Annotated in this window: 8 protein-coding genes; 4 read left to right on the top strand and 4 right to left on the bottom strand. The window is 63.0% G+C overall.

Annotated elements, in window-relative coordinates:
- Positions 1 to 47 precede the first annotated feature (47 nt).
- Both phaZ and BMI90_RS09545 read left to right on the top strand, forming a co-directional pair.
- The gene (phaZ, locus tag BMI90_RS09550) at positions 48 to 1,358 is read left to right on the top strand and encodes a polyhydroxyalkanoate depolymerase (RefSeq protein ID WP_078528784.1); all 1,311 of its coding nucleotides are present in this window, start codon (positions 48 to 50) and stop codon (positions 1,356 to 1,358) included.
- Between the two features lie 169 nt (positions 1,359 to 1,527).
- On the top strand, positions 1,528 to 3,222 hold the full coding sequence (locus BMI90_RS09545; RefSeq protein WP_078528782.1) for an NAD+ synthase: 1,695 nt from the start codon (positions 1,528 to 1,530) through the stop codon (positions 3,220 to 3,222).
- Between the two features lie 6 nt (positions 3,223 to 3,228).
- On the opposite strand, the gene BMI90_RS09540 is transcribed toward BMI90_RS09545, so the two are convergent.
- From BMI90_RS09540 to BMI90_RS09525, 4 genes are all read right to left on the bottom strand, one after another.
- Positions 3,229 to 4,140: a pirin family protein gene (locus BMI90_RS09540; protein ID WP_078528780.1), complete on the bottom strand. Its 912-nt coding sequence runs from the start codon at positions 4,138 to 4,140 to the stop codon at positions 3,229 to 3,231.
- A gap of 115 nt (positions 4,141 to 4,255) precedes the next feature.
- Positions 4,256 to 4,897, bottom strand: a complete 642-nt coding sequence (locus BMI90_RS09535; RefSeq protein WP_078528778.1) for a hypothetical protein — start codon at positions 4,895 to 4,897, stop codon at positions 4,256 to 4,258.
- 14 nt (positions 4,898 to 4,911) lie between these two features.
- Positions 4,912 to 5,529, bottom strand: a complete 618-nt coding sequence (locus BMI90_RS09530) for a hypothetical protein (protein ID WP_078528776.1) — start codon at positions 5,527 to 5,529, stop codon at positions 4,912 to 4,914.
- A 23-nt stretch (positions 5,530 to 5,552) separates the two neighbouring features.
- Positions 5,553 to 7,313 carry a pilus assembly protein TadG-related protein gene (locus BMI90_RS09525; RefSeq protein WP_078528774.1) on the bottom strand — a complete coding sequence of 587 codons (1,761 nt, stop codon included), beginning with the start codon at positions 7,311 to 7,313 and terminating at the stop codon, positions 5,553 to 5,555.
- A 354-nt stretch (positions 7,314 to 7,667) separates the two neighbouring features.
- Between BMI90_RS09525 and dnaG the strand changes: the two genes are divergently transcribed.
- Together dnaG and rpoD are read left to right on the top strand one after the other, a co-directional pair.
- Complete coding sequence (dnaG, locus tag BMI90_RS09520; RefSeq protein ID WP_078528772.1) at positions 7,668 to 9,620, top strand: DNA primase; 1,953 nt, start codon at positions 7,668 to 7,670, stop codon at positions 9,618 to 9,620.
- 183 nt (positions 9,621 to 9,803) lie between these two features.
- The gene (gene rpoD / locus BMI90_RS09515; protein WP_078528771.1) at positions 9,804 to 11,798 is read left to right on the top strand and encodes an RNA polymerase sigma factor RpoD; all 1,995 of its coding nucleotides are present in this window, start codon (positions 9,804 to 9,806) and stop codon (positions 11,796 to 11,798) included.
- The last annotated feature ends 13 nt before the right edge of the window (positions 11,799 to 11,811 follow it).

The following is an 11,811-nucleotide window of genomic DNA, read 5'->3' as shown; positions in this document are numbered from 1 at the left end:
TTACTGGTCCAGAGGCGGTGTTTGCCGACCTCCCCGAGGAGTCGCAAATGAAATCAATCATGTCCTATGACCTGATGGAAACCGTCAGGAACACGAACGAATGGATGGGGGCCTCTGCCCGCGCCATGGCTTCCTATCCGGTCTGGGGGCTTGCGCCGCATCCGATGTTCAAGATCATGTCGGCCTGGGGCCGCGTGACCGAACGTTCCTTCGCACGGATGGTCATCAAGCCGGACTGGGGCATTCACTCGATCGCCGCCGAGGACGGGCGCGATCACCTCGTCGAGGTCGAGACCGTCGTCGACAAACCCTTCGGCAGCCTCGTTCACTTCAATGTGCAGGGGCGTGCCCCGATGGAGCGCCGCATCCTTCTGGTCGCGCCGATGTCGGGTCACTACGCGACGCTCTTGCGCTCGACCGTGGCCTCGCTGCTGCCCGATGCCGATGTCTGGGTCACCGACTGGCACAATGCGCGCGACATCCCCGTCAGCGAGGGCAAGTTCGACGTCGAGGATTACACGCTCTACCTCGTCGACTTCATGAAGAAGATGGGGCCGGACTGTAACGTTATCGCAGTTTGCCAGCCCGCGCCGCTCGCGCTGGCGGCGACCGCCTATCTGGCCGAGGAAGACCCGACCGCGCAGCCGCGTACGCTGACGCTGATCGGCGGGCCGATCGACCCCGATGCCGCAGCAACCGAAGTGACCGATTTCGGCCGCCGTGTGACGATGGGCCAGCTCGAGCAGATGGTGATCCAGCGCGTGGGCTTCAAATACAAGGGCGCGGGCCGTCTGGTCTATCCGGGGCTGATGCAGCTTGCATCCTTCATCTCGATGAACATGGACAAGCACGCCCAGGCCTTCCAGGAAAAGATCTGGAGCGAGGCGAATGGCGAAGGCTCCGAGCACGACAAGCATTACCGCTTCTATGACGAATATCTCGCGGTGATGGACATGACGGCCGAGTTCTACCTTTCGACGGTCGAGCGTATCTTCAAGGGGCTCGAAATCGCGCAGAACCGTTTCACGGTTGCGGGCAAGCCGGTCGATATCTCGAAGATCACCACGGTCGCGGTTAAGACGGTCGAGGGTGAGAAGGACGACATCTCCGCCCCGGGCCAATGCGTGGCGGCCCTCGATCTGTGCACGGGGGTGCCGGACTCGATGAAGCAGCAGCACCTCGAGCCGGATGCCGGCCATTACGGCATCTTCGCGGGCTCGCACTGGCGCAACAATATCCGTCCTCTGGTGCTGGAGTTCATCGACGAGAACGCGGCCAACCCGGTTCCGGGCAAGGGCAAACCCGCGACCGTCACCCCGATCCGCAACAAGGCGGCGAAGGCGACCGAGGCCACCTGAGCGCGGCGCGTCCTCATCAGTTTCGCGAGCGCCGTCCCCTGGGGCGGCGCTTTGCCATTGCGGCGAAAGGGCCTGGGGCAGGGGCGTGCATGGCGGCATTTTCCCGCCCGGTCTTTTCTGCCGGTCACATTCTGCTAAATGGAAACCGAACCACTGCGCGAGGACCCTCATGGCCGATCGTTTCCGCCTGACCATGGCCCAGCTCAACCCGACCGTCGGGGCGCTTGAGGCCAATGCCGAGAAGGCCTTTGCTGCCTGGCAAGAGGGCAAGCGCGCGGGTGCCGACATGGTCGCGCTGCCCGAGATGTTCCTCACCGGCTACCAGACGCAGGACCTGATCGCGAAGCCCGCTTTCGTGGCCGATGCGACCGCCGCGATGGAGGCTCTGGGCGCGCGCATCACCGATGGGCCGGCGCTGGGGATCGGCGGGCCGTGGTGGGACGACGAGGGTCATTTCAACGCTTATTGGGTCTGGAAGGATGGCAAGCTCGTCGCGCGGATGCTCAAGCACGATCTGCCGCATCACGGCATTTTCGACGAATACCGGATCTACGATTCCGGCCCGATCTCGGGACCTTACGCGATCAACGGGGTGCGCATCGGCACCCCGATCTGCGAGGATGCCTGGCACCCGGATGTGGCCGAGACGCTGGCCGAAACCGGGGCCGAGATCCTGATCGTGCCCAATGGCTCGCCCTATTACCGCGGCAAGCTCGACGTCCGCATGACCCATATGGTGACGCGCGTGGTCGAGACCGGGCTGCCGCTCGTCTACCTCAATGCGGTCGGCGGGCAGGACGATCAGGTCTTCGACGGGGCGAGCTTCGTGCTGAACCGTCACGGGGCGCTGGCCGCGCAATTCGCGCCCTTCGACGAGATCATCGACCATGTCGATTTCATCCGCGAGGACGATGGCTGGGCCTGTGTCGAGGGCCGCGACGATCCGCAGCCTTCGGAATGGGAGCAGGATTACCGCGCCATGGTCGAAGGCTTGGGCGATTACCTGCGCAAGTCGGGATTTTCCAAGGTCGTCCTTGGCCTGTCGGGCGGGATCGATTCCGCGCTGGTCGCGACGATCGCGGCGGATGCCTTGGGGCCGGAGGCTGTGCATTGCGTGATGCTGCCCTCGGAATATACCTCGCAGGGCTCGCTGGACGATGCGGCGGAGCTGGCGAAGCGGCAGGGGCTGCGGCTCGATACGGTGCGCATCGACGGTGCGCGCGATGCGGTCTCGGAGGCGCTTTCGCATCTCATGGCGGGCACGCAGCCCGACGTGACCGAGGAAAACATCCAGTCGCGTCTGCGCGGCGTGATGCTGATGGCGCTGTCGAACAAGTTCGGCGAGATGCTCCTGACCACCGGCAACAAATCCGAGATGGCCGTGGGATACGCCACGATCTATGGCGACATGTCGGGTGGCTACAACCCGATCAAGGATCTCTACAAGACCCGCGTCTTCGAGACCTGCCGCTGGCGCAATGCCAATCACCGGCCGTGGATGAAGGGCCCCGAAGGCGAGGTGATCCCGGTCGAGGTCATCGACAAGCCGCCCTCGGCGGAACTACGTCCCGACCAGAAGGACGAGGACAGCCTGCCGCCCTATCCGGTGCTCGATGCGATCCTCGAAGGGCTGGTGGAGAACGATGCCTCGGTCTCTGACCTGATGGCGCAGGGTTTCGAACGCGAGACGATCAAGAAGGTCGAGCACCTGCTCTATATTTCCGAGTGGAAGCGTTTCCAGTCGGCGCCCGGCACGCGCCTGTCGCGCCGGGCTTTCTGGCTTGATCGCCGCTATCCGATCGTCAATCGCTGGCGCGATCAGGGCCACGAAACAGAGCCCGTGACCGATCCCTTCCGCTCCTGATCGCGTTCAATGCGCGGGCTTGATGAAGGTCCCGTTGCGCAGCTCCGCCATGGCGGTCATCAGCTCTTCACGGGTGTTCATCACGATTGGCCCGTGCCAGGCGACGGGCTCCTGAATGGGCGCGCCCGAGATCAGCAGGAAGCGCACGCCACGCTCGCCCGCCTGAACGACGATCTCGTCACCCGTGCCGAAACGCACCAGCGTGCGGTCGCCTGACAGGTCGCGGATGTTGACCTCTTGGCCCATCACTTCCTTTTCGAGCCGCACGCCCGAAGGGGTGGAGGCGTCGGCAAAGACGGCCTCACCCTCGAAGACATAGGCGAAGCTGCGGCGATAGGTGTCGACCTTGAGGCGCTTCTTCACACCCGGCGGGATCGAGATGTCGAGATATTGCGGATCGGCGGCGATGCCGTCGACCGGGCCGCGCTTGCCCCAGAACTCGCCGGTGACGATGCGTGCCACCGTGCCGTCATCGTCAATCACCTCGGGGATGTCCGAGCCTTGGATGTCCTGATATCGCGGCGCGGTCATCTTCTGATCCGCAGGAAGGTTCGCCCAGAGCTGGAAGCCATGCATCCGGCCCTGCGCATCTCCTTTCGGCATTTCCTGATGCAGGATGCCCGACCCGGCCGTCATCCATTGCACCGAGCCCGCACCGAGCTCGCCACGATTTCCGAGGCTGTCGCCATGCTCGACGGTGCCCGCCAGAACGTAGGTGATCGTCTCGATGCCGCGATGGGGGTGCCACGGGAACCCGGCGAGGTAATCCTCGGGGCGGTCATTGCGGAAATCGTCGAAGAGCAGAAACGGGTCGGCCTCGGTCGGGTCCTGAAACCCGAAGGCGCGATGCAGATGGACGCCTGCGCCTTCCATGAAGGGCTGGGCGCGGCGGGTCTCGAGAACGGGACGGATCGACATTGTGCTTCCTCCGGCTGATGCGGTGTCACGTCAGCAGATAGGGAAGCCACGGCTTCGCGCAATTGCACAGATGCGCACGAAAACACTCAGCGAATGCACAGAGGCGGGGTTGGATTTACTTCGTGGGATCCCAGACGAAGCGGTTCCCGCGCGGACGCGTCACGATGAAACTGGAGAAGCGAAGCCCCTTGCTCAGGCCAATCTGACCGAGATGGTCGCCCTCGTGGTACACCCACTTGTCGCCGATGCCGAAAAGCGGGTGATAGCTGTAGGATGTCTCGACGATTGCCGCCGTGTCGCCGGGCGCGAGCACGGGAATGCGGTCGGCCTCGGCATCGAGTGCGGCCTGCGTGAAAACGTCAGCGATATTGGTCGCATCCGAGGCAACCAGCGTGACCTTGCGGTTTGGATCGGCCCCGTTGCAAGGCGCGTCGGGCGCGAAGGGATCGGCCCAGCACCGGACGATCGTCACCCGCATCCATGTCTGCTCATCATCCGATTTCTTCGCAAGGTAGTCGAAGATCTTCTTCATTCCCATCACATAGGCGGGGCCGAACGGGTCGCGCTCACGCGAAATGATATCGGCTACGGTCGAGGTGGCCCGGGTCACCTTGGCGCGCATGCGGAACGCGTCGTAGATCTCGAAGGCCAGCACCAGCCAACCTGCGAGCAGCAAAAATCCCATGACCCCTTCGATCGGGATCGAGCCGTGTTCTTCCTTGCCGAAGCGTCTGAAGCGAAAGCGGGACAGTGCCATGATTACCTCTCCCTTCAGCTTCCGGACGCCGACGGGAAGATCGAGGTCGCGCGCGGCTCGGTCACGAAGGCTGTGGTGGAGATCAGGGCGAAGTGATCGGGGTCGTCGATCGGGGCGGTGCGGATCAGCGCCTGGGCGAGGGGATTGTCGATCATCATCGGTTTCACCCGCAGACAGACACGCATCAGCATGATCTGGTTCGACAGGCCCCCTTCCAGCGTCGCCGAGGGCGGCGGGGCGGAATCGTCGGAGAAATTCTCGCAGCGCAGCGGATGGGCGTCGATCGACGAGCTCCAGTTGTTGCGATTGACGACGAACGTCTCGACCGAGACGTTGTCAAAGCAATTCTCGCCGCCTAGGAAGCCCGCCTTCTGGCAGACCCGCTCGCGCAGGGTCGCCTCGCTGGGCATCCCCTCCATCCCGAGGCGGATCACCCGGGCGGTCAGGTCGGTTGCCCGGTCAAGCAGAACCTGCTTGGTCAGGGTCACGCCCATCTCGATTGCCGAGGCCATCATGAAGATGAAGAACACCACCCAGATCAGCGCTGCGATCGTGACTGCACCCTCTTCGTCGCGCGCAAACCGGCCGGGCTTGCGGGCGAGGGGGGCGAGACTGGCGAGGCGGGGGAGCATTGGTTTGTCCTGTCCGTGGCGCGTCAGTTGGTCAGGCGCAGCGAGATGATCTGAGCGGCGATCGAGGCGAAGGCGTCGTTCAGGTCATCGCCCTTGATCTCGTGGGCATAGCTCGGTCCCGTGGCGCATTTCTCCAGCGCCGCCTTGCCCTCGGGGGGGGCAGAAACCGCGATGGTGTAGACATCGATCCCGCGGGAACGGGCCACGTTGCAGACTTCCTCGAGATTGGCGTCCTTCTGCTCGAACATCGAGGAGATCGCCATCTCGGCATAGATCGACTTCACGGATTGCCTCGGATCATCGGCCTGACGCGGACGCAGCAGGAACTTGTCGATCACGTATTGCACCGTCCAGCCCTTGCCCCAGATCGTTTCCCAGGAAACCGAATGGAGTGTCCGGAGTTTGCCCGAGATCGACACCATGACCTTGTCGCCCGCGTCGACGCGGTCGCGCCAGGTGCCGTCCCTGAAGCGGTAGATCGGTTTGAGCCCCGCCGCGTCGCGCTGCGCCGAATACCAGTAGAGCTGGCTCTGGTCGTAATCATAGAAGGCGGTTGCGGAGTCGGTCGAGAAGAAGCCCGACGGACCGGTGCGGTATTCCATCTTGGTCGAGAAGGAGCGCGTGTTCATCCCGTCCGTCATCAGGATCATCACCTTCATCGATCTCTCGTCGACCGAGGTGGCGGTGTCGGAATAGGGCATGGGCCGGTTCTGGACCGAGGAACTGATCACACCTCTGCTGGCCAGCGCCTGCGCGACCGGCTCCGAAGAGGGATCGAGCAGCGCAAAGCCCCAGCGCGCGCCGATGTCGATGGCGGTGTCACCGCCGGCGCGCAGCGAGGAAATCTTGTTGAGCAGATCCTGCTGGTTGTCCTCTATCGCCATGATCGGCGAATAGCTGAATTCGTAGCAGTTCTCGGCGCTTTCGCTGAGTGTCTTGAAGATCGAGTAGCCCTGATTCACCATGTCATAGCTCCAGCCATACATGGTGCGCTGCAACGGCGCCGTGGGCGAGATCGCGAGATTGTCGAAGCCGAGCGTCTGCACATCCGCGCAGGTGTTCTTGGTGTGATCCGTGCTCAGGTTGTAGATGCTCGCCAGCGTCGTACCCATCGAGACCTGCTGGTTGTAGGGCACGATCGAGATCGAGAGCAGCCCGGCAGGCGCCCCCGGGGGTTGGACGTCGTCGAACATCGTGTTGACGAAATTCGTTGCGGCGGTCCGCAGCGAGGCGATCTTCGACTCGCCGGAGGTGGAATTCTGATCGCGATCGTTCATCGAGCCGGAAATATCGAGCACCATCGAGATCTCGACATTGCCGATCGATTCTTCGGCGCGCGCACCGACATTCGTCGCAAGTGAATGGACGCCGAGCAGGTCTCCGAAGATCGTCGGCATGTCGTCGCGGGTCACGATGGTGACGCGGCGATATTTCTCCTCGTCACTGGGGCTGTTCTTTTCGTTCGTTTCGATGATCGGATCGACGTCGAGATAATCGAGCCCGGCTTTGTTGAGATAATCGTTCACGACATATTTCGGATCGACCCTCTGGCTGAGGCTGGCCGCGGCGAGGGCGGCGCGGTCGATCGTGCCCTGGATCAGGGTGCGTCGCTCTTCCTGGCGGATGAAGTCGATCGCGAGACCGCCAACGATCATCAGAATCAAGAAGATCTGAAGGCTGAAGATGAAGATCGCCCCATCCTCTTCGCGCGCAAACTTGCCGATCCGGGTGATCCCCGGTCGGGTCTTGGCTTGCGAAACCGTCTTCAAGCGAACAACCGCCATCCCTATCTCCTTTCTCGCGTGACCGCGCATACCTACGCCTCACACGAAAGTGAGAATCCTTCGTCGAGTAATCGTGCCCGAGCCATGAGGCCAAATTATGTCCTAATCCAGCCAAGTTAGGCGGCATTGTTAAGGCAAGCCGCAACGGTCTCGCTGCGATGCGGTGAATCGTTTCCGTGGCGGCAATTGTCGTGCCGCCTTTTGTGCGCGTTTGATTCCGATTCGTCCGCAATCGAGGGGTTTAGCGTTAACGGATTGGGCGGTCTTGCCGCCGGGCTTTCGACTCAGGCAGCAATCGCTAAGGTGGGTGCGCCACCTCTCGACTCTGGCGCGCGGCGGGCCAATATAAAGACCATGAGCCTGCCGCCCGGATTTCTCGATGAACTGCGCAACCGCACCTCGATCGCTCAGGTCGTGGGGCGCAAAGTCATCTGGGACATGCGCAAGTCGAACCAGGCCAAGGGCGACATGTGGGCGCCTTGCCCGTTCCATCAGGAAAAATCAGCCTCGTTCCACGTCGATGACCGCAAGGGTTATTACTATTGCTTCGGCTGTCATGCGAAGGGCGATGCGCTGAGCTTCGTGCGCGAGACCGAGAATGTCGGCTTCATGGAGGCGGTGGAGATCCTCGCCCGCGAGGCCGGGATGCAGATGCCCGCGCGCGATCCCAAGGCGCAGGAGAAATCCGACCGTCGGACCGAGCTTGCCCGGGTGATGGACGAGGCGGTGAAATATTTCCGCCTGCATCTCAACACCCAGGCCGGGGCCGAGGCGCGCGACTATCTCGCCGGGCGCAAGCTCGACAAGGCGGCGATCGACCGGTTCGAGATCGGCTTCGCCCCGCCCGGCTGGCAGGGGCTGCGCGACGCGCTGAAAGCCAAGGGCATCCCGGACGATCTGATCATCGGCGCGGGGCTTGCGAAGGAAAGCCAGAAGGGTCGCGAGCCTTTCGACGTCTTCCGTAACCGCATCATCTTCCCGATCCGCGACGCGCGCGGGCGCTGCATCGCCTTTGGTGGGCGCGCGATGGATCCGAACGATCCGGCGAAATATCTCAACTCGCCCGAGACCGAGCTCTTCGACAAGGGGCGCTCGCTCTACAATCACGGACCGGCGCGCGAGGCCTGCGGCAAGGGCGCGCCGCTTGTGGTTTGCGAAGGCTATATGGATGTGATCGCGATGGTCGAGGCGGGGTTCGGCGGTGCCGTGGCCCCGCTCGGGACCGCGATCACCGAGGATCAGCTGCGCCTGATGTGGCGCATCCATGACGAGCCGATCATCGCGCTCGACGGCGATGCGGCGGGGCTGCGTGCGGCGATGCGGGTGATCGATCTGGCGATGCCGCTTCTGGAGGCCGGGAAGGGTGTGCGCTTTGCGATCATGCCGCCGGGTCTGGACCCCGATGACGTGATCAAGAAGCAGGGCCGCAGTGCGATGGAGAAGATCCTCGCCGAGGCAAAGCCGATGGTCACGCTTCTCTGGCAGCGAGAAACCGAAGGCAAGGTCTTCGACAGCCCGGAACGGCGTGCGACGCTCGACAAGAAGCTGCATGCGACGATCGCGAACATCAAGGATCCCTCGATCCACGGCCATTACCGCGAAGAGATCAAGCGCCTGCGCTGGGAGCTTTTCGGAACGGGGCCGCGTGGGGGCAAGACCCCGCCGCGCGGCAGTTTCACGCCCGGGGCGCGGGGGCGTGGGCGCTTTGGCGCGCCGGCCGCCCCGGCGTTGCCCGAGACCCGCGCCTCTCTGCTGGCGACCGCGCCTGATGATGTGGCCGAGCATCTGCGCGAGGCGATGATCCTTGGGATCTGCGCAACCCATCCCGCGCTGATCGCCGAGTTTGAGGCCGAGCTGGAAGACGTGCCGCTGCACGATCCCACCCATGACCGGCTGCGCCATCTGATGCTGAGCCTTGCGCCCCGGCCCGTGCCCGAGATCGCGAAAATCCTGCAAGATGAAGTGGGTGCCGACCTTGAAAAGCTTCTCGGACTGCCCCATCTGCGATCAGCCCCCCCGGTTCGCAATGCCGACAACACCGATCTGGCGCGGATGTGCCTGGCCGAGGAACTCGCCAAGCTCGACGCCGCGCGTGCCGTGCGCGTGGAGGTTGCCGATGCGATGGAGGATCTGGCGGGGCTGGCCGACGAGGGCGTGACATGGCGACTGGCGCAAGCCGCCTCGCTGCGCCACCGTGCCGAGAGATCGAAGCTGGAGGACAACTCCGACATGGGCGAGGATCGCGCGGCCCTTTCCGCGACGCTTCAGGCCATGATCGATGGGGAAATCTGGCGCAAGAAACAATGAGATGGGTGGCGGCGGGCCATTCGAATCAAGAGAAAGCGAATCACTGTGGACACAATGGCGATCAACTTTGCGTCCATCTGCCTCGCGCCTCTGTGATTCGCCGCCGCGATTCGATACACAGACGAGATATGATTCGCTTTCGTCATAGCTCGAGCCCACCCGAGCCCTGACCGAGGAGCCCACATGGCCGCCAAAGACATCGACGACAACAAGTCCGACACCCCGAGCGACGACGCCACTTCCTTTGACATGAGCCAGGCCGCTGTGAAGCGGATGATCGCCGAGGCGAAGGAACGCGGCTACATCACGTATGACCAGCTCAACAAGGTGATGCCGCCCGAACAGGTGTCCGGCGACCAGATCGAAGATGTGATGTCGATGCTCTCCGAAATGGGCATCAACGTGATCGAGGCCGAAGAGGCCGATGATGACGACTCGAGCGGGCAGGGTGGCGAGGTTGTCGCGACCGGGTCCGGCTCGCGCGAGGTGGCGGTCGCCACGTCGACTTCCGAGACGCTCGATCGTACCGACGACCCGGTGCGGATGTACCTGCGCGAGATGGGCTCGGTGGAGCTGCTGTCGCGCGAGGGCGAGATCGCCATCGCCAAGCGCATCGAGGCTGGCCGCAACACGATGATCGCGGGCCTGTGCGAAAGCCCGCTGACTTTCCAGGCCATCACGATCTGGCGCGACGAACTTCTCAACGAAGAGATCCTCCTGCGCGACGTGATCGATCTCGAGACCACCTTCGGCAATTCGCTCGAGGGCGATGAGGACGAGGAAGACCTGGCCGAGCCCGTCGTCGATGGGGCGGCTTCGTCCGAGACGCAGAAATCCGACGAGCCCGAGCTCGATGCCGATGGCAATCCGATCCAGACCGAGGATGACGACGACGATGAGGGCGCGAACCTCTCGCTCGCCGCGATGGAGGCCGCGCTCAAGCCGCGCGTGCTGGAGACGCTCGAACTGATCGCGCGCGACTATGCGAATCTTGCCGAAATGCAGGATCTGCGGATGTCGGCGACGCTCAACGAGGATGGGTCCTTCTCGGTCGCTGAAGAGGCGGCCTATCAGAAGCTGCGCTCCGAGATCGTCCAGCTGGTGAATTCGCTTCACCTGCACAACAACCGGATCGAGGCGCTGATCGATCAGCTTTACGGCATCAACCGCAAGATCATGTCGATCGACAGCGGCATGGTGAAGCTCGCCGATCAGGCGCGCATCAACCGTCGCGAGTTCATCGAGGAATATCGCGGCTACGAACTCGACCCGACCTGGATGGAGCGCATGGCCGCGAAATCGGGCCGTGGCTGGCAGGCGCTGTTCGAGAAATCGGAAGCGAAGGTCGAGGATCTGCGCGCCGAGATGGCTCAGGTCGGGCAATATGTTGGCGTCGACATCTCCGAATTCCGCCGCATCGTGAACCAGGTGCAGAAGGGCGAAAAAGAAGCGCGCCAGGCGAAGAAGGAAATGGTCGAGGCCAACCTGCGTCTCGTGATCTCGATCGCCAAGAAATACACCAACCGCGGGCTGCAGTTCCTTGATCTCATTCAGGAAGGCAATATCGGCCTGATGAAGGCGGTCGATAAGTTCGAATACCGCCGCGGCTACAAGTTCTCGACCTATGCGACGTGGTGGATCCGTCAGGCGATCACCCGGTCCATCGCGGATCAGGCCCGCACGATCCGTATCCCGGTCCACATGATCGAGACGATCAACAAGCTGGTGCGTACCGGTCGCCAGATGCTCCACGAGATCGGCCGCGAGCCGACACCCGAGGAACTGGCCGACAAGCTGCAGATGCCGCTCGAGAAGGTCCGCAAGGTGATGAAGATCGCCAAGGAGCCGATCTCGCTCGAAACCCCGATCGGCGACGAGGAAGACAGCCAGCTCGGCGATTTCATCGAGGACAAGAACGCGGTTCTGCCGCTCGACTCCGCCATTCAGGAGAACCTCAAGGAAACGACGACGCGGGTTCTGGCCTCGCTCACCCCGCGCGAAGAGCGCGTTTTGCGGATGCGTTTCGGCATCGGCATGAACACCGATCACACGCTCGAAGAGGTGGGTCAGCAATTCTCGGTCACCCGCGAACGGATCCGCCAGATCGAAGCCAAAGCCCTGCGCAAGCTCAAACACCCGAGCCGGTCGCGCAAGTTGCGCTCCTTCCTCGATCAGTAATAGAAAGGCGCCC

This window comes from Thioclava sp. L04-15 (genome assembly GCF_002020275.1).
Lineage (GTDB): Bacteria > Pseudomonadota > Alphaproteobacteria > Rhodobacterales > Rhodobacteraceae > Thioclava > Thioclava marina.
This window is presented reverse-complemented; position numbering and strand designations above follow the sequence as displayed.